Consider the following 17,969-nt stretch of genomic DNA (forward strand, 5'->3'; position numbering starts at 1 on the left):
CTCAAAAAGAGTCAGCCGACGAGGTTATTTGGCATTTGACAAGTGCACGCTGTTGAGTTCTCAAGGATCGGATGCTCCCAGCCCTGCGACTCCCGCCGCAGCCCTCCGGGGCAACTTCTCTATCTTACCGCTCGCTCATCCGCTGTCAAATCGACACGCCGTGGCGTCTCGCTGACTGCAAAGCTCGCAGCAAGCAACCTCACCATTCAACAGATCAGAACCTGACTGCTTCCTGAGTGGGGTTGTTGTCGCCGACCTGGGGTGGGAGCCTTCCGGCTCAACCTCACCGCTTGGCGGCGACAAGGGAATACATTACGCAGATCCCGCACCACCGGCAAACCACCGCCCCTCCCGGGCGTGTCGCGCCCGCCGCCGGGCGGCGCTCAGGCGACGAACAGCCCGGCCAGCGCCTTCTTTCCGCGGCGGAGCACGGACACTCCCCCGGGAAGCGTGCCGGCGACGGTCGCCTCGTCCGATCCGACCTTGTCGCCATCGAGCGTCACGCCGCCCTGTGAGATCGCGCGCCGCGCCTCGGACGCCGAGGAGACGAGACCGGTCTCGACCAGCGCCTGCACCACCGGCGTGCCGGCGGCGACCGACGCGTGCGGCAGCTCGCGGAGCGCTGCGGCGAGCGTCTCGGCATCCAGAGATGCCAGGTCGCCCTTGCCGAACAGCGCCTCGGACGCATCGATCGCCGCGGCCGTCGCCTCGGGCCCGTGCACCGTCGTGGTGACCTCGAGCGCGAGCCGCTTCTGCGCCGCGCGTCGGAAGGGCTCGGCGGCGACGAGTCGTTCGTACTCCTCGATCTCGGCTCGGCCGAGGAACGTGAACACCTTCAGGCGCGCGATCACGTCGGCATCGTCGGTGTTGAGCCAGAACTGGTACATCGCGTAGGGGCTGCACATCTCGGCGTCGAGCCAGATGGCGTTGCCCTCGCTCTTGCCGAACTTCGTGCCGTCGCTGTTGGTGATCAGCGGGGTGCCGATCGCGTGCGCGGACACACCCTCGACGCGGTGGATCAGATCGACCCCGCTCGTGAGGTTCCCCCACTGATCGCTGCCACCGGTCTGCAGGAGGCAGCCGTACTGGCGGTAGAGCTCGAGGTAGTCGAGCCCCTGCAGGATCTGGTAGCTGAACTCCGTGTAGCTGATGCCCGCGTCGGAGTTGAGGCGGGCGCTGACCGCGTCCTTCTTCAGCATCGTGCCGACGCGGAAGTGCTTGCCGATCTCCCGCAGGAAGTCGATGGCGCTGAGCGGAGCCGTCCAGTCGAGGTTGTTGACGATCCGCGCGGCGTTGTCGCCCTCGAAGTCGAGGAACCGCTCCACCTGCGCGCGGAGCTTCATCACCCACTCGGCGACGGTCTCCGGAGTGTTGAGGGTCCGCTCCGCCGTGGGGCGCGGGTCGCCGATCAGGCCCGTCGACCCCCCGACGAGGCCGAGCGGCCGGTGGCCCGCGAGCTGCAGGCGGCGCATCGTGAGCAGCTGGACGAGGTTGCCCAGGTGCAGGCTCGGAGCCGTCGGGTCGAAGCCGCAGTAGTAGACGATCGGGGGCCCCGCGAGCAGTTCTCGGAGCGCATCCTGGTCGGTCGACACGTGGATCAGCCCGCGCCAGACGAGCTCGTCCCAGATGGTGTCGAACGTGGGGTCGATCGCCGGTGCGGCAACGGTCTCAGCGGTCACGTGATCTAGCCTATGGCGTCACGGGGCGGCCGATGTCAGGACCGCAGCCCCCACCAGACGAGGAACGCGGCCGACAGTGCCTGCACCCAGCTCACCATGCTTCCCACGAGGAAGTACTCGGCGCGGTCGCCGCCGTCGCCGTCGCGGGAGATCTCGGGGAAGCGCACGATCCCCTTGGCGGCGATGAACGCCGCGAGCAGCGGGTAGGCGGCGGCGAGCGTCAGCCCGAACACGATCGCGCGCTCGAGGGGGCCGATCAGGCGCCCGCCCTTCATCACCTGACCGGGCCCGAGCTTGGGCATCACGGTCGGGCCCTCCGGCCCCACGACCGTCTGGGTCTCCCCCGGCTCGGCATCCGGGGCGATGTTCTCTCGCTCCAGCGCCGCGCGCACGACGACGTTCGCAGCTTCGAGCAGGTACGACAGCGTGCCGAGCATCAGGATGACGGCGGGAAGCGACAGGACTCCGAGCGGAGAGTCGATCTCGACCCGCCCGAACGCGCCGACGCCGTAGCCGGCCGGGACCACCACGACCGCCAGGGCGCTCAGCGCCCCGAGCCCCGCGGCCGGCCAGATCGAGGCGGGCGAGCTGCCGCGATCGGGCATCAGCCAGAGCCACAGCGCGGCGGCGCCGAGGCCGGCGACCGCGGCGAGCGGCGCGCCGGCGAGCAGCCCGATCGCCAGGATTGCGGCGCCCACCACCCCGAACGCGGCGAGGCGGATGCCGCGCTCGGCACGGCGGAACACCGAGCGCACGAGCGCGGCCCCGCCCACGGCGAGCAGCATCAGCCCCGCGACGATCATGCGCGGCCTCCGCTGCTCATCCGCTCCATGGGTCCATCCTGCCGAGGGCCGCCGACATCCCGGCGGCGACCCGCGGGCGGTGCGGGCTACAGCCCGAGAGCGTGGACAGCCGCCTGCGCGCGCGCGACGAGCTCGGCCCGCTGCTCCGCGACCCGCTCGGGCGCGGTGCCGCCGGCGCCGGTGCGGCTGCCGACCGAGCCCTCGATCGTCAGCACCTCGCGCACCTCCGGGGTGAGGTGGGCGGAGACGGAGGCGAGCAGCTCGTCCGAGGCGTCCTCGAGCCCGATGCCGCTGTCCTCGCAGGCGCGCACGAGCGCACCGGAGATCTCGTGCGCCTCGCGGAAGGGAACGCGGTGCTTCACGAGCCACTCGGCCACATCCGTGGCGAGCGAGAATCCCTGCGGCGCGAGCTCGGCCATCCGGGCCGCGTCGAAGCGCAGCGTGGCGACCATCCCGGTGAAGGCCGGCAGCACGACCTCGAGCGTGTCGACCGAGTCGAACACCGGCTCTTTGTCCTCCTGCAGGTCGCGGTTGTAGGCGAGCGGCAGCCCCTTGAGCGTGGTCAGCAGCCCCGTGAGGTTGCCGACGAGGCGGCCCGCCTTGCCGCGCGCGAGCTCGGCGATGTCGGGGTTCTTCTTCTGCGGCATGATGCTCGACCCGGTCGAGTACCCGTCGTCGAGGGTCACGAAGCCGAACTCGCGCGTGTTCCAGAGGATGATCTCCTCGGCGAAGCGCGACAGGTCGATGCCGATCTGCGCCGTGATGAACGCGAACTCCGCGACGACGTCGCGGGCCGCCGTGCCGTCGAGCGAGTTCTCGGCGGGGCGGTCGAGCCCGAGCTCGCGCGCCACGAGCTGCGGGTCGAGGCCGAGCGTCGATCCGGCGAGCGCACCGCCGCCGTACGGCGAGACCGCGGCGCGGGAGCGCCAGTCACGCAGCCGCTCGAGGTCGCGCACCAGCGGCCAGGCGTGGGCCTGGAGGTGATGCGCTAGCAGCACCGGCTGCGCGTGCTGCAGGTGGGTGCGGCCGGGCAGGATGACGCCCTCGTGCGCGTCGGCCTGCGCCACGAGCGCGTCGATCAGGGCGAGCACGTCCTTGGCGATCACGCGCGAGTGGTCGAGCAGGTACATCCGCACCAGCGTCGCGATCTGGTCGTTGCGGCTCCGTCCGGCGCGGAGACGCCCACCCAGCTCGGCACCGACCACCTCGATGAGCGCCGCTTCGAGCGCGCCGTGCACGTCCTCGTCGCCGGGACGCGCCTGCAGCGAGCCGTCCTGGATGCCGCGCGCGAGCACATCCAGGCCCTCGTGCATCGCCTGCTCCTCGTCGGCCTCTAGGTAGCCGGCTGCGGCGAGCGCCTTGGCGTGCGCGTGCGAGCCCGCGATGTCGTAGAGGGCGAGTCGCCAGTCGAAGTGCGTCGAGCGGCTCAGCTCCTGCAGCTCGGGCGACGGTCCGCTTGCGAAGCGCGCGCCCCACAGGGCGCCCTCTCCCGTCTTGCCGGCCGTCCCCTGCTGGTCTGCATCGCTCATGGTCTCCAGCCTATCGACGGGCCTCGGGCGATCCGGACGCGCCGGCACTCGCCGCCGCGTCGTCGCGGGGACCGACCGTCGCCACCCAGCCGATCAGCCGTTCCAGCGGACCGCGGCCGACGAGCAGGGTCCACAGGGTGCAGCCGATGATCGTGGCGATGGTCATCGGCCAGAACGGCTCGAGGGCGCGGAACGCGACCAGCTCCGACCCGTGGTCGCCGATGGGCGGCTGCAGCAGCGCCCACGCCACGAGCTGCGCCGTGTATGCCGTCAGCGGCATCGCGCCGACGGCGCGCAACGGCAGCACGATCCACCGCACGGGGGTGGCGCAGAGCAGTGCGCACAGCGCAATCACGAGGATCGCGACCCCGCCCGATCCGATCGCCTCTCCGATGCCACTCGAGTGCGCGTCGCTCGAAAGCACCACTCCCCACAGGGAATCGGCCGGCGCCAGCACGGCCCAGCTGCCGATCACGCCGTAGCCGACGACGGCGAGAAGGACCCCGATCGCCGCAAGCAGTGCCGCCACGGGCGGCCGCGAGAAGGCGATCCGCCCGATCCCGATGCCGGCGATGACGAACGCCGCCCACAGCAGGAAGGGGTAGCTCCATCCGATCGCGTGCAGGATCGTCTGGCCGGGCTCCCGGTCCCACCCCGGCCAGGAGTCGATCGGGAACACCACGAACGGCATCGTGACGGCGATCGCCCCGGCCGCACCGAACAGCCACGCCGGCCGCACGCGCAGCAGAGGCAGGGCCAGCAGGAACAGGATGGCGTAGGCCGGCAGGATGACGAGGACCGGGGTTTCCAATCCCACCAGCAGCAGTCCGAGCAGCCAGATGCACGCCGCGCGCAGGGCGATGCGCGCCCGCGCATACGTCATCCGGCGCTCGTCGAAGGGGCGCACGCCGCCCGTGACCAGTGCGAGCGAGACGCCCGCCAGGGTCGCGAACAGGATGGACGATCGCCCGTTGACGAGATCCGTCCACGTCTCGGGGTCGTCCCACTCGAACGAGGTGGTAGCGAGCAGGTGCGCAGCGAACATGCCGATCACGGCGATGCCGCGCGCGAGGTCGATTCCCGGCTGGCGGTCACGCCCGTCGAGGCGTGCCCAGCGGGAGGAGACCCAGTCGGTCAGGGCTGGCGCAGCAGCCACACCAGCAGGGCCTTCTGCGCGTGCAGCCGGTTCTCGGCCTCGTCCCAGATCACGCTCTGCGGGCCGTCGATGACCTCCGCGTCGACCTCGTATCCGCGATCGGCGGGAAGGCAGTGGATGAAGATCGCCTCGGAGTCGGCGACCGACATCGTCTCCTGCGTCACCTTGTAGGCACCGAGGTCGCGAAGGCGAGCGAGCTTCTCCTCCTCCTTGCCCATCGACACCCAGGTGTCGGTGACGACCACATCGGCGCCGGCGGCGGCCTCGAGCGGGTCGGTGAGCAGCGTCACCGATCCGCCCGTCTCAGCCGCGATCCGGTCGGCGTCCGCGATCACGTCCTCGCGCGGCGCGTAGTCCTCGGGCGACGCGACGCGCACGTGCATGCCCGCGGTGACGCCGGCGAGAACGTACGAGTGCGCCATGTTGCTGCGGCCGTCGCCGAAGAACGACAGCGTCAGCCCGGCGAGGTCGCCCTTGTGCTCGCGGATCGTCAGCAGGTCGGCGAGCAGCTGGCACGGGTGGAAGTCGTCGCTCAGCGCGTTGACGACGGGCACCACGGTGTCCCGCGCCATCTCCTCGAGGCCCGCCTGCGCGTAGGTGCGCCACACGATCGCCGCCACCTGGCGCTCGAGCACGCGCGCCGTGTCGGCGGGGGTCTCCTTGCCGCCGAGCTGGCTGTTCGCCGTCGAGATGATCAGCGGCGAGCCGCCGAGGTCGGCGATGCCGACGGCGAAGGAGACGCGCGTGCGGGTCGACGACTTGTCGAAGATCACCGCGACGGTCTGCGGACCGGCGAGGCTCTTGTCGGCCCAGCGGTCCTTCTTCAGCTCTGCGGCGAGATCCAGGATCTCCGCCTGCTCGGCGGGCGTGATGTCGTCGTCGCGCAGGAAGTGGCGGGTCATGCGGGGATCCCCTCGGTTGTGGGAGCGGCGTGGCGGGAGGCGACCTCGTCGAGCGCGACCGCGAAGGTGGACGTGAATTCCGCGACCTCGTCGTCGCCGATCGTGTAGGCCGGCGCGATGCGGATCGCGTCGTCCGTGGGCGCGTTGACGATGAGCCCGCGCGCGTGCGCCGCGGCGCGGACCTCGGCCGCGACCGGCTTGGTCAGCGCGATGCCGATCAGCAGGCCCGCGCCGCGCGTGCCCGCGACGAGGGGCATCCGCTCGACGGCCTCACGCAGCTGCGCGCCGCGCTCGGCGACGTTCGCGAGCAGATCCCGATCCTGGATCTCCTGGATCACCGCGTTCGCGACGGCGCTCGCGAGCGGATTGCCGCCGAACGTCGAGTTGTGGGTGCCGGGGTAGAACAGGTCGCTCGCGTCGCCGAAGGTGACGAGGGCGCCCAGCGGGAAGCCCGCGGCGATCCCCTTCGCGAGCGTGATCGCGTCCGGGACGATCCCCTCGGCCTGGAAGGCGAACCAGCGGCCCGTGCGACCCATGCCCGTCTGCACCTCGTCGAGGATGAGCAGGGCGCCGTGGGCGGTCGTGAGCTCGCGGGCGCGGCGGAGATATCCCTCCGGAAGCGGCAGCACCCCCGCCTCGCCCTGGATCGGCTCGACGACCAGCGCCGAGATCCGCTCTCCGCCGGCGAACAGCTCCTCCAGCGCCTCGAGCGTGGGGGCGATGTGCGTCACGCCCGGCAGCAGCGGGCGGAACGGATCCTGGTAGGCGGCCTTCGGGGTGAGCGCGAGCGCACCGGTCGAGCGGCCGTGGAACGCGCCCTCGAGGCTGACGATCAGGCCCTCGGCCCATCCCTGCTTCCGAGCGTGAAGGCGAGCGAGCTTGATCGCGGTCTCGTTCGCCTCGGTGCCCGAGTTCGCGAGGAACACGCGGCCCCGCTCCCCCGTGCCGGCGAGCTCCTTGAGGCGCGCGGCGAGCTCGAGCTGCTGCGGCGTCGCGAAGTAGTTCGACACGTGCGACAGCGTCGCCGCCTGGCGCGCCACCGTCTCGGCGAACACCGGGTGCGCGTGCCCGAGCGCGTTCACCGCGATGCCGCCGAGGAAGTCGAGGTACCGCGTGCCCTCGGCGTCCCACACGTGCGATCCCTCGCCGCGGGTGAGCAGCGCGAGGCGCCCCCCGAGGCTCATGAGGTCGCGAGCCGCGAGATCCTGCCAGCTCTGCTGATCCTGCGTCGTTCCGGTCACTTCGCTCCCTCGATCGCCGTCGTCGCCTCGTGGCCCGTCATGATGCGGTCACCTGCGTCCCGATCCCCTTGCTCGTGAAGAGCTCCACGAGCACCGAATGCTGCACGCGGCCGTCGATGATCGCCGCCGCGCCGACGCCGCCCTCGACGGCGTCGAGGCAGGCCTGCATCTTGGGGATCATCCCCGACTCCAGGCGCGGCATCATCTCGCGCAGCTCGTCGGCCGTGAGGTGCGAGACGAGCGAGTCGCGGTTCGGCCAGTCGGCGTACAGCCCGGCGACGTCCGTCAGCACCACGAGCTTGCGCGCCTTCAGCGCGATCGCGAGCGCCGCGGCCGCGGCATCGGCGTTCACGTTGAGCGACTGGCCGGGGTGGTCGAGGTCGGGCGCGATGCTCGAGACGACGGGGATGCGCCCGGCGTCGAGGTGATCGAGCACGGCGGACGGATCGACCTTCACGACGTCGCCGACGCGGCCCAGGCTCTCCTCGACGCCGTCGATCACGACGCCGCGCTTGCGCCCGCCGAACAGCCCGGCGTCCTCGCCGCTGAGGCCCGTCGCGAGCGGGCCGTGCGAGTTGATCTTCGCCACGAGCTGCGGGTTGATGTGGCCCGTCAGGACCATCCGGACCACGCTGATGGCCTCGGTGCTCGTGACGCGGTAGCCGCCCTTGAACTCGCTCGGGATGGCGAGGCGGTCGAGCATGCTCGAGATCTGCGGTCCGCCGCCGTGGACGACGACCGGCCGGACGCCCACGTACCGCAGGTACGCGATGTCCTGGGCGAACGCATCCTGCAGCTCCTCGCTGATCATCGCGTTGCCGCCGTACTTCACCACCACGATCTGGTCGCGGTAGCGCTTCACCCACGGCAGCGACTCGATGAGCGTGCCCGCCTTGGCGGCGGCCTCCTCGGGACTCGTGTCCTGCAGGTCGACGGCCGGGATGTCCTGGTGGCTGCTCATGAGGAATAGGCGCTGTTCTCGTGCACGTAATCGTGGGTCAGGTCGTTGGTCAGGATCGTCGCCGTCGCGTCGCCCGCGCGCAGATCGATCAGGACGTGCGTCGCGCGCGGAGTCAGGTCGATCTCCTCGCGCGGCCGGTCGGGGCCGCCCTTGGTGCACACGCGCACGCCGTTCATCGACACGTCGACGTCGTACGGGTCGAACTCGGCCTCGGTCGTGCCGATCGCCGCGAGCACGCGTCCCCAGTTCGGGTCGCTTCCGAAGATCGCCGCCTTGAAGAGGTTGTTGCGGGCGACCGAGCGGCCCACCTCGACCGCGTCGTCCTCGCTCGCCGCGCCGACGACCTCGATCGTGATGGCGTGGCTGGCGCCCTCCGCGTCATCCTGCAGCTTGGCGGCGAGCTCGTTGCAGACCTCGATCAGCGCGGTGCGGAACGCGTCCTCATCCGGCTCGATGCCGCTTGCGCCGCTGGCGAGCAGGGTGACCTGGTCGTTCGTCGACATGCAGCCGTCCGAGTCCAGACGGTCGAAGGTCACGCGCGTCGCGGCCCGCAGATGCGCGTCGAGCCGGCCCGCGTCGAGCACGGCGTCCGTGGTGATGACGACGAGCATCGTCGCCAGGCCCGGAGCGAGCATGCCCGCGCCCTTCGCCATGCCGCCGAGCGTCCAGCCGTCCGCCTGGCGCACGGCCGTCTTGGCGACGGTGTCGGTCGTCATGATGGCCGCCGCCGCGTCCTCGCCGCCCTCGGCACTCAGGCCTGCCACACCCTTCTCGGTGCCGTCCAGCACCTTCGCGCGGAACACCTCGTCGCCGAAGCCGATGAGGCCCGTCGAGCACACGAGCACGTCACCCGCGCTGATGCCGAGCAGCTCGGCCGCCTTCTCGGCGGTCTGGTGCGTGGTCTGGAAGCCGAAGTCGCCGGTGAAGCAGTTCGCGCCGCCCGAGTTGAGGACGATCGCCTCGACGACGCCGTCCGCGATCGCCTGCTGCGACCACAGGATCGGGTTCGCCTTCGCACGGTTGCTCGTGAACACCGCGGCGGCCGCCTTGAGGGGACCGCGGTTCACGACGACGGCGACGTCCTTCGCGCCGGTCGACTTGAGTCCCGCGGCGACACCGGCCGCCTCGAAGCCCTTGGCTGCGGTCACACTCACGGGGCAACTCCGTTCACGCTGAGCGCGCGACCCTCGGGGAGGCCGAGCGCGATGTTCATCGACTGGATCGCGGCGCCGGCCGTGCCCTTCGTCAGGTTGTCCAGGGCGGTCACGACGACCACGCGTCCCGCGGCCCGATCGACGGCGAGGCCCATGAGCGCCGTGTTCGCGCCGATCACGTCGGCCGTGCGCGGCATCTGCCCCTCGGGAAGCAGCTGCACGAAGGTCTCGTCGCCGTACGCGTCCTCCCACGCTGCCCGGATCTGCGCGTCGGTGACGTCGCCGACGATCCGCGCGGTGCTGGTCGCGAGGATGCCGCGCGCCATGGGGACGAGCACCGGCGTGAAGGAGAGCCGGATGTCGCCGGTCGCCCCCGCGGCGCGCAGCGCCTGGCTGATCTCGGGGATGTGGCGGTGCGATCCGCCCACCGCGTAGGGGTTCGCGGATCCGAGGATCTCGCTGGCCAGCAGGTTCGGCTTCAGGCTCTTGCCCGCGCCCGAGGGTCCGACCGCCAGCACGCTGACGATGTCGGACGGGTCGATCACGCCGGCCGCGACGCCCGGTGCGAGGCTGAGGCTCACCGTCGACGCGTTGCACCCGGGGGCCGCGATGCGATCGGCGCCGACGAGGAGGTCGCGCTGCTTCTTCGCGCCGACCGGCAGCTCGGGCACTCCGTACGACCACGCCTCGTGGAAGTCGCCGCCGTAGAACGCGTCCCAGTCGTCCTTGCCGGTGAGCCGGTGATCGGCCCCGCAGTCGATGACGAGCTTCACGTCCGTGAGGGCATCGGTGTACTGGCCGGACTGCCCGTGCGGCAGCGCGAGGAACACGATGTCGTGGCCGGAGAGGATCTCCGGCGTCGTCTCCTGCAGGGTCAGATGCGCGAGCGAGCGCAGGTGCGGCTGGTGCGCGATGAGGGGCTGACCGGCGTTCGAGTGCGCCGTGACGGTGCGGATCTCGACGTCGGGATGGTCGGCGAGCAGCCGCAGCAACTCGCCTCCTGCATAGCCAGATGCGCCGGAGACGGCGACCGAATAGGTCATGGCTTCCACCTTAATTGTCCGTGAGCGGGGGCCGGAGACGGCGACACCGCTCGGCCCGGATGGGCCCGCTCGATCGCGCTCAGGCGCGAGAGCTTCGCGGCGTCGCCGAGATTCGGCGGCCACGCGGACGTCGGCGCGCGACGACGCCACCCGGGATCGGGTGGAGGGTCGTCTGGCCGGTCGGCATGCGGCGAGCGTAGCAGAAGCGGCGGGGCCGACGTACGGTGGGGCGATGGCCGCTTCGTCCGGTTCGGATCGGGTCGCCGAGCGCGAGGTGATGCTCGAGTGGCATATCCGCGCGCGCGGGATCCGCGATGCGCGCGTGCTCGACGCGATGCGCGCCGTGCCGCGCGAGCAGTTTCTGCCTGCGACGGTGGCGGCCGACGCGTACGCCGACTCGCCGCTGCCGATCGGGCACGGCCAGACGATCTCGCAGCCGTACATCGTGGCGCTCACCGCCGAGGCCGGGCGGCTCCAGCCCGGGGACCGGGTGCTCGACGTCGGAACCGGATCCGGCTATGCCGCCGCCGTGTACGCGGCGATGGGCGCGGAGGTCTGGTCGATCGAGTTCGTCCCCGAGCTCGCCGAGCAGGCGCGCCAGGCGCTGCGCGACATCCCGGCGGTGCACGTCGTGACGGGCGACGGGACGCTCGGCCTGCCCGAGCACGCCCCGTTCGACGCGATCCTGGCCGCGGCCGCGGGTCCGGACATCCCGGCCCCGTGGATCGACCAGCTCGCCGACGGCGGCCGCATCGTGATGCCGCTGGAGCGCCACGCCGGATGGCAGCAGCTCGTGCGCGTCACGCGCCACGGCGACGACACGGCGCTCGACGACCTCGGCGCTGTGCGCTTCGTCCCGCTCCGCGGCGAGCACGGCCTGCGCTGAGGCGCGGGTGGTCGCGGGCGCGGTGGCGGCACCGCACGGTTGAGCCTGCGTTCGGCGCGTGAGACTGCCGCGGGCACGCGCAGTCTCACGGCCGGACTGCGCTCTCGGCGGCCGCGCGCTCTCTCACCCGACGCCCGGCCGCTCGTCCACAGGCCGGGCGGGCATCCCGACTTCACTCCGCGGGCGCCGTGACGGCCGCACGGGGTGCCGGATCCGGCAAGCGTGTCGGCATGAGCACGCCGACAAGCGCCTTCACCATCGCCGCCTCCCCGGTGCCCCTGTTGCGTCCGTGGGCGACCGGCTTCCGCCTCGACGCCGCGGAGCGGCGGGGCGAGCTGCATCGCGTGCGGCATGGCGTGTACGCCCCGAAGGACCGATGGATGCAGCTCACCCCGTGGGATCGCTACCTCGCACGGGTCCATGCGTACGCGCTCGCGAACCCCGACGCGGTATTCATGCTGGAGTCTGCGGCCGCTCTGTCGGGGATGCCCGTCTTCCGCGAGCCGGAGGATGTTCACGTCCTGCAAGCCTCGGGCACGGCGCGACGGATCGGCGACGTCCGGACCCATGTCTCCGCCGATGTGCGCGAGATCGTCCGTCTCGACGGCGTCGCCTTCACCGCGCCCGCGGAGACCGCGGTCGACATCGCGAGGGCGCGGCACCCCGCGATCGCCCTCGCGGTGGCGGACGGGGCGCTCCGCGTCGACCGCTCCCTGGATCCCACAACGCTCCTGGCGCTGAACGAGGCCCGCCTCAGCAAGCGCGGCCGCGGACGGGCGCAATGGTCTCTGTCGCGTGCGACGTCTCTCGCCGAGACCGCCATCGAGTCCGTGAGCCGAGCGGTGATCGAATGGCTCGGCTACGAGCTGCCGGAGCTGCAGGTCGAGTTCCGGCTGCCGGATGGCACCCTCAGCCGCGTCGACGCGTACTGGCGGACGGCGGATGTCATCGGTGAGGCGGACGGGCGGGTCAAGTACCGATCGGGCGACGCGACGGTGCTCTGGGAGGAGAAGCGCCGCGAGGACGCCCTCCGCCGCGGCCGCGGCGGCTTCGGCCGGTGGGGGTGGGACGAAACCGCGGATCCTCCGAAACTGGACGAGATCCTCCGCGCGGCATCTCTGCGCCCGGTGCGCCTCCCCCAGCACGGTCCGCTCCGCTCCCTCCCCGACGCGCTCGGACGTCGCCGAACCGCACCGCCCGAATGAGACAGCGCCGCCCGGCTGAGACTGCGGTTGTCACATGCAGTCTCAGCCGGGCGGTGAAGTGTCAGCGGCGGACACGCTGTCTCACGGCCTCGAGGCTGGGCGGGCCGCAGCCCGGGCGCTACTCGCGGAGGGTGGCGCCGTGGCGCTCGGTCGCGAGGGCGACGCCGGCGAGCTTCGCCTCCGTCGCCTCAGCGGCCGTGAGGGTGCGGTCGGGGGCGCGGAAGCGCAGCGCGAACGTCAGGCTCTTTGAGCCCGCCGGCACTCCCTGGCCGCGGTAGTCGTCGACAAGGCGCACGCTCTCGAGCAGGTCGCCCGCGCCCTCGACGAGCGCGGCGCGCAGCGCGGCGGCCGGCAGTGCGGCGTCCACGACGAGCGAGACATCCTGCGTCGCGGCCGGGAAGGTCGACAGCGACGCGACGGTCACGCGCTCCCCCGCCATGGCCAGGATCGCGTCCAGGTCGAGCTCCGCCACGGTCACGCGACCGGGCAGATCCGCGTCGGCGGCCACGGCGGGCAGCAGCTCGCCGACGTAGCCGACCTCGGCGCCGTCGACGGTGAGCACGCCCGTGCGGCCCGGGTGAAGCGCGGCACGCTGTCCCTGCGCGACGGCGATCTCCACGCCCGCGGCAGCGGCGATCACGCGCACCGCGTCGAGGGCGACCTCGAGCCCGGCGGCCTCGGCCTCGCGGCCGGGCTGCTTCGGCGCGACCGCCCCCGCGAGAAGCAGCGCGACGTGACGCGGCTGCGGCGGGATGGACGCATCCAGGCGCGCGAGCGTCTCGGCATCCGGACGCACCGCCATCGGCGGGATGGTCGTGGTGCCGTACTCGACGCCCGGCTTCGGCAGGAACACGGTGCCGACCTCGAATAGCGCGAGGTCGGTGTGGCCGCGCGCCACGTTGCGGTGCGCGGTCTGCAGGAGGGCCGGGATGAGCGACCGACGCAGGAACGGCGTCTGGCCGTCGAGCGCATTCGCGAGGCGCACGCTCGGCAGGTGATCGCCCGTCGCGGAGCCGTGCAGGTCGTTCTGCTCCTCGGACGTGAACGGGAACGACGGGGTCTCGACGAAACCCGCGGCGGCAAGCGCGTTCGCGACCCGGCGGCGCCCCTGCTGGGCGGGAGTCAGGCCGCGGCCCGAGGGCGGCGTCGGCAGCACGGACGGGATCTTGTCGACCCCGTCGATGCGCGCGACCTCCTCGGCCAGCGTCCACTTGTCCGTCAGGTCGGGACGCCACGACGGCGGCGTGACCGCCCAGCCGTCCACGGTCTCCACGACCTCGCACCCGATCAGCGTGAGCGTCTCGGCGATGCGCGCGGCCGTGTAGTCCACGCCCACGAGGCCCTGCACAAAACCGGCGGGCAGGGCGATCGACGCACGCGAGTAGTCGACGCCGAGCGCGCTGCCGAGCGCGTCGGCCGTGCCGCCGCCCAGCTGCACCATCAGGTCGACGACGCGCTGCGCGGACGCGGCCGGCAGCAGCGGGTCGACGCCGCGCTCGAAGCGACGCGAGGCCTCGCTCGGCAGCTTGTGCCGCCGGGCGGTGCGGGCGATCGAGACCGTGTCGAACACGGCGGCCTCGATCAGGACATCCGTCGTGGTCTCGCCGATCTCGGTGCGCGCGCCGCCCATCACACCGGCCAGGCCGATGGGGCCCGACTCGTCCGTGATCAGCAGGTCCTCGGTGGAGAGCTTGCGCACCTGGCCGTCGAGAGTCTCGAGCGTCTCGCCCTCGGTCGCGCGACGGACGGTGATGCCGCCTGTGAGCTTGTCCAGGTCGTAGCCGTGGATCGGCCCTCCGAGCTCGAGCATCACGTAGTTCGTGATGTCGACGAGCAGCGAGATCGACCGGATGCCCGCGAGCGTGAGGCGCGCGATCATCCACGGCGGGGTCGGACGCGCCGGGTCGACGCCGCGCACCGCGCGGGTGACGAACTCGGTCACGCCGTTGCGGCCGCGGATCGGCGCGGTGTCGTCGACGACCACGGAGAATCCAGATCCGGATCCGATCTCGGGCAGCGACGCGGGATCGCGGAACGTCGCACCGGTTGCATGCGCGTACTCGCGTGCGATGCCGCGGATCGACAGGGCGTAGCCGCGATCCGGGGTCACGTTCACATCGACCGCGACATCGTCAAGGCCGAGCAGGGCGATCGCATCCGTGCCGGGCTCGGCGTCGATCCCGAGCTCGACGAGCCGGAGGATGCCGTTGTGCTCGTCGCCGAGGCCGAGCTCGCGGGCCGACGCGATCATGCCGTCGGACACGTGGCCATACGTCTTGCGCGCCGAGATGGGGAACGGGCCGGGAAGGACCGCACCGGGAAGCGACACAACGACCTTGTCGCCCTCGAAGAAGTTGGACGCGCCACAGACGATGCCACGCGGTTCGGCCTCTCCGACGTCGACCTGGCACCAGCGGATGGTCTTGCCGTTCGACTGCGGCTCGGCCTCGAACGATAGGACCGCGCCGACGACAACGGGGCCGCTCAGCTCGAAGCGGAAGACGTCCTCCTCCTCGAAGCCGACCGAGACGAGCGCCGCGAGGACGTCCTCGGGGGTCGCCTCGCCGGGGACATCCACGTACTCACGCAACCACGACAGCGGGACGCGCATCACACCACCATCCCGAACTGCTCGCTGAAGCGGACATCGCCCTCGGCCATGTCGCGCATGTCCTGCACGTCGCTGCGGAACATCAGTGCCCGCTCGATCCCGATCCCGAACGCGAAGCCCGAGTACACCTCGGGGTCGATGCCCGCGGCGCGCAGCACGTTGGGGTTGACCATGCCGCAGCCGCCCCACTCGATCCAGCGCGCGCCGCCCTTGAAGGTCGGGTGCCACAGGTCGAACTCGGCCGACGGCTCGGTGAAGGGGAAGTAGTTGGTGCGCAGACGCGTCTTCGCCTCGTCGCCGAACAGCGCCTTGGCGATGTGGTCGAGCGTGCCCTTGAGGTGCGCCATCGTGATGCCCTTGTCGACCACGAGGCCCTCTGCCTGCGTGAACACCGGCAGGTGCGTGGCGTCGAACTCATCGGTGCGGTACACGCGGCCGGGGCAGAGGATGTAGATCGGCAGGTCGCGCTCGAGCATCGAGCGCACCTGCACGGGGCTGGTGTGCGTGCGCATCACGAGGTGGCGAGCCACCGGATCGACGAAGAACGTGTCCTGCATCTGGCGCGCGGGGTGGTCCTCGTCGAAGTTCAGGGCGTCGAAGTTGAACCACTCGTGCTCGAGCTCGGGGCCCTCCGCGATCTCCCAGCCCATGCCGACGAACACGTCGCTGATCTGCTCCTGCAGCAGGCTCATGGGGTGGCGGGCGCCGACGCGCGTGCGCGACGGGATGGCGGTGATGTCGATGCGCTCGGCCTCGAGACGCGCAGCGGTCTCGGCCTCGGCGAGCTCCGCCTCGCGCGCGGCGAGTGCCTGGTTCACCCGCCCGCGGGCCGAGCCCACGAGCTTGCCGAACTCGGCCTTGCGGTCGTTCGGGACGTGACGCATCTGCGCGTTCAGCGCGGCGAGCGTCGATCCCTCCCCCGCGTGGGCGGATCGGGCGGCCTTCAGGGCCGCGGTGTCGGGTGCGGAGGCGATCGCCGCGAGCGCGTCCGCGACCGCCGCCTCCACCGCCTCGGGCGTGATCTCGGGAACGTCAGACACGAGAACCGAGTCTATCCGCGGTGGGATGCCGCCCGCGTCGCGTCAGGTACTGCTGGTCCCGCCGTCGCCGCCTGCGCCGCCGAAGCCACCGCCGGTGTTCGTGCCGTCGTACTTCCCGAGCCCGCGGCGAGCGGCGAGTGCGTCACCCTTCTGCACCGCGTCGAGGTGCTCGAGGTCCTGCACGCCGATGACCTCGGTGTTGGTTCCCTCGTGCAGGCGCGGCGCGATCGCCTCCTGGGCGGCACGCACGCGCGGCGACTTCTGCATCCGCTTCTCGACCAGGCGTGCCGCGCTCGAGAGGATCAGGCAGAGGCCGATGTAGATGATGCCGACGATCATCGTGGACTGGATGATCGGCGAGTCGAGCGTCGCGGCCGAGCCGAGGCGCTTGGCGAAGAACAGCAGCTCCTCGTAGGTGATGATGAAGCCGATCGCCGTGTCCTTCAGCGTGACGACGAGCTGCGACAGGATCACGGGCATCATCGCCCGGATCGCCTGGGGAAGCAGGATGAGGCGCATCACGCCCGCCTTGCGCAGGCCGATCGCGTAGCCGGCCTCGCGCTGACCGCGCGGCAGCGACTCGACGCCGGCGCGGATCACCTCGGCCAGGACCGAGCCGTTGTACGCGACGAGCGCGATCACAACGACCCAGAAGCTCGGCATCCGGATGCCGATGACCGGCAGTCCGTAGTAGAGGAGGAACATCATGACCAGCACGGGCACGGCGCGCAGGAACTCGGTGATCGCCGTGACGGGCCAGCGCACCCAGGCGTGGTCGGACAGACGCCCGATCGCCAGGATGAAGCCGAAAGCGAGCGCGCCGACGGCCGCGAGCGCGAAGGCCGAGACGGTGTTGAGGGCGCCCTGGGCGATCTGCACCCAGATCGCCGTGTAGGTGAACGCCTCCCACTTGGAGGCGACGAACTGGCCGGTCACGGCGAGGCGCCAGACGAGGAAGCCGACGACCGCGGCCACCACCAGGATGGTGAGGACGCCGATGACCCGGTTGCGCGCGATCGCGCGGGGACCGGGGACGTCATACAGGACGCTGCCGCTCATCGGGCCACCCTCCAACGGTTCTCGAGCGTTCGCTGCGCCCACGAGAGCAGCAGCACGAGGGCGACGAAGATCACGAGCATCCACAGGATGACGACGAGCTGGTTCTCTCCCTGCTCACTGAGCCAGTCGCGCATGGAGCCGAGATTGAACACCGCGAAGCCTGCCGCCACAGTGGTGTTCTTCAGCAGGGCGATGAAGACGCTCATCATCGGCGGGATCACCGAGCGGAACGCCTGGGGAAGCACAACAAGCGTCATCACCTGGCCGAACGTGAGCCCGATCGCGCGGGCCGCCTCCGCCTGGCCGACGGGCACGGTGTTGATTCCCGACCGGATCGTCTCCGCCACATACGTGGCGGTGTAGACGCCGAGCGCGCCGATCGCGAACAGCACCTCCCTGCCGCCGCTGGCGCGGACGCCGATCAAGGGCGGAAGCGCATACGCGAAGCCGAAGAACACGAGCGTCAGGGGCGTGTTCCGGATGGTGTTGACGTAGAACGTGCCGACCGCGCGCGCGATGGGCACCGGGGAGACGCGCATCGCGCCGACGATCGTGCCGAGCACGAGAGCCAGCAGCCCGCCGCCGAAGAACAGCTTGAGGGTGCCGAGCAGTGCCTCGACCCACAGGTCTGCGTGGTCGGTGATGGCGCCCATGCGACTCCTTCGCGCGCGTCCGGAAAGTGAGGGGAACGCGCCCGGGG

General features: G+C 71.4%; 15 protein-coding genes. 2 read left to right on the forward strand and 13 right to left on the reverse strand.

The window, feature by feature from the left end; all coding sequences use genetic code 11:
- Nucleotides 1-383: 383 nt before the first annotated feature.
- From tyrS to argC, 9 genes are all read right to left on the reverse strand, one after another.
- Nucleotides 384-1,679 carry a tyrosine--tRNA ligase gene (gene tyrS / locus IR155_RS10040; protein WP_135114697.1) on the reverse strand — a complete coding sequence of 432 codons (1,296 nt, stop codon included), beginning with the start codon at nt 1,677-1,679 and terminating at the stop codon, nt 384-386.
- A 35-nt stretch (nt 1,680-1,714) separates the two neighbouring features.
- Nucleotides 1,715-2,482 carry a hypothetical protein gene (locus IR155_RS10045; RefSeq protein WP_135114698.1) on the reverse strand — a complete coding sequence of 256 codons (768 nt, stop codon included), beginning with the start codon at nt 2,480-2,482 and terminating at the stop codon, nt 1,715-1,717.
- A gap of 86 nt (nt 2,483-2,568) precedes the next feature.
- Nucleotides 2,569-4,011, reverse strand: a complete 1,443-nt coding sequence (gene argH, locus IR155_RS10050; protein ID WP_135114699.1) for an argininosuccinate lyase — start codon at nt 4,009-4,011, stop codon at nt 2,569-2,571.
- Between the two features lie 10 nt (nt 4,012-4,021).
- Complete coding sequence (locus IR155_RS10055; protein ID WP_233441173.1) at nt 4,022-5,167, reverse strand: heparan-alpha-glucosaminide N-acetyltransferase domain-containing protein; 1,146 nt, start codon at nt 5,165-5,167, stop codon at nt 4,022-4,024.
- Complete coding sequence (argF, locus tag IR155_RS10060; RefSeq protein WP_135114700.1) at nt 5,146-6,069, reverse strand: ornithine carbamoyltransferase; 924 nt, start codon at nt 6,067-6,069, stop codon at nt 5,146-5,148. The genes IR155_RS10055 and argF overlap by 22 nt, the downstream gene beginning before the upstream one ends.
- Entirely contained in the window at nt 6,066-7,310 is a 1,245-nt protein-coding gene (locus tag IR155_RS10065) for an acetylornithine transaminase (RefSeq protein WP_267899515.1), read from the reverse strand. The genes argF and IR155_RS10065 overlap by 4 nt, the downstream gene beginning before the upstream one ends.
- Nucleotides 7,311-7,347: 37 nt before the next feature.
- Nucleotides 7,348-8,271, reverse strand: coding sequence for an acetylglutamate kinase (argB, locus tag IR155_RS10070; RefSeq protein ID WP_135114701.1), 924 nt, complete (start codon nt 8,269-8,271; stop codon nt 7,348-7,350).
- Nucleotides 8,268-9,425, reverse strand: a complete 1,158-nt coding sequence (gene argJ / locus IR155_RS10075; RefSeq protein ID WP_135114702.1) for a bifunctional glutamate N-acetyltransferase/amino-acid acetyltransferase ArgJ — start codon at nt 9,423-9,425, stop codon at nt 8,268-8,270. The genes argB and argJ overlap by 4 nt, the downstream gene beginning before the upstream one ends.
- Nucleotides 9,422-10,468: an N-acetyl-gamma-glutamyl-phosphate reductase gene (gene argC, locus IR155_RS10080; RefSeq protein WP_135114703.1), complete on the reverse strand. Its 1,047-nt coding sequence runs from the start codon at nt 10,466-10,468 to the stop codon at nt 9,422-9,424. The genes argJ and argC overlap by 4 nt, the downstream gene beginning before the upstream one ends.
- 232 nt (nt 10,469-10,700) lie before the next feature.
- On the opposite strand from argC, the gene IR155_RS10085 reads away from it, so the two are divergent.
- A complete protein-coding gene (locus IR155_RS10085) occupies nt 10,701-11,354 on the forward strand; it encodes a protein-L-isoaspartate(D-aspartate) O-methyltransferase (protein ID WP_135114704.1) in 654 nt (217 codons plus the stop codon).
- Nucleotides 11,355-11,584: 230 nt separating this feature from the next.
- Nucleotides 11,585-12,559 (forward strand): hypothetical protein, encoded by a 975-nt coding sequence (locus IR155_RS10090; RefSeq protein WP_135114705.1) that lies wholly within the window; start codon nt 11,585-11,587, stop codon nt 12,557-12,559.
- Between the two features lie 118 nt (nt 12,560-12,677).
- Here the strand turns inward: IR155_RS10090 and pheT are convergent, their stop codons facing one another.
- The 4 genes from pheT to IR155_RS10110 are packed head-to-tail and all read right to left on the reverse strand — an operon-like array spanning nt 12,678 to nt 17,922.
- Nucleotides 12,678-15,170 carry a phenylalanine--tRNA ligase subunit beta gene (gene pheT / locus IR155_RS10095; RefSeq protein WP_135114706.1) on the reverse strand — a complete coding sequence of 831 codons (2,493 nt, stop codon included), beginning with the start codon at nt 15,168-15,170 and terminating at the stop codon, nt 12,678-12,680.
- The gene (gene pheS / locus IR155_RS10100; protein WP_135114707.1) at nt 15,170-16,210 is read right to left on the reverse strand and encodes a phenylalanine--tRNA ligase subunit alpha; all 1,041 of its coding nucleotides are present in this window, start codon (nt 16,208-16,210) and stop codon (nt 15,170-15,172) included. Before pheS ends, pheT begins: the two co-directional genes overlap by 1 nt.
- A gap of 42 nt (nt 16,211-16,252) precedes the next feature.
- Nucleotides 16,253-17,269 (reverse strand): amino acid ABC transporter permease, encoded by a 1,017-nt coding sequence (locus IR155_RS10105; protein WP_135114708.1) that lies wholly within the window; start codon nt 17,267-17,269, stop codon nt 16,253-16,255.
- On the reverse strand, nt 17,266-17,922 hold the full coding sequence (locus IR155_RS10110) for an amino acid ABC transporter permease (protein ID WP_135114709.1): 657 nt from the start codon (nt 17,920-17,922) through the stop codon (nt 17,266-17,268). The genes IR155_RS10105 and IR155_RS10110 overlap by 4 nt, the downstream gene beginning before the upstream one ends.
- Nucleotides 17,923-17,969 lie beyond the last annotated feature (47 nt).

The organism is Microbacterium paludicola (assembly GCF_015235415.1).
Lineage (GTDB): Bacteria > Actinomycetota > Actinomycetes > Actinomycetales > Microbacteriaceae > Microbacterium > Microbacterium paludicola.

Excerpts from the sequence above, each read along its gene's own strand:
- IR155_RS10045 (WP_135114698.1), bottom strand. The coding sequence starts at position 2,482 with ATGATCGTCGCGGGGCTGATGCTGCTCGCCGTGGGCGGGGCCGCGCTC.
- argH (WP_135114699.1), bottom strand. The coding sequence starts at position 4,011 with ATGAGCGATGCAGACCAGCAGGGGACGGCCGGCAAGACGGGAGAGGGC.
- argF (WP_135114700.1), bottom strand. The coding sequence starts at position 6,069 with ATGACCCGCCACTTCCTGCGCGACGACGACATCACGCCCGCCGAGCAG.
- argB (WP_135114701.1), bottom strand. The coding sequence starts at position 8,271 with ATGAGCAGCCACCAGGACATCCCGGCCGTCGACCTGCAGGACACGAGT.
- argC (WP_135114703.1), bottom strand. The coding sequence starts at position 10,468 with ATGACCTATTCGGTCGCCGTCTCCGGCGCATCTGGCTATGCAGGAGGC.
- IR155_RS10085 (WP_135114704.1), top strand. The coding sequence starts at position 10,701 with ATGGCCGCTTCGTCCGGTTCGGATCGGGTCGCCGAGCGCGAGGTGATG.
- IR155_RS10090 (WP_135114705.1), top strand. The coding sequence starts at position 11,585 with ATGAGCACGCCGACAAGCGCCTTCACCATCGCCGCCTCCCCGGTGCCC.
- pheT (WP_135114706.1), bottom strand. The coding sequence starts at position 15,170 with ATGCGCGTCCCGCTGTCGTGGTTGCGTGAGTACGTGGATGTCCCCGGC.
- IR155_RS10105 (WP_135114708.1), bottom strand. The coding sequence starts at position 17,269 with ATGAGCGGCAGCGTCCTGTATGACGTCCCCGGTCCCCGCGCGATCGCG.
- IR155_RS10110 (WP_135114709.1), bottom strand. The coding sequence starts at position 17,922 with ATGGGCGCCATCACCGACCACGCAGACCTGTGGGTCGAGGCACTGCTC.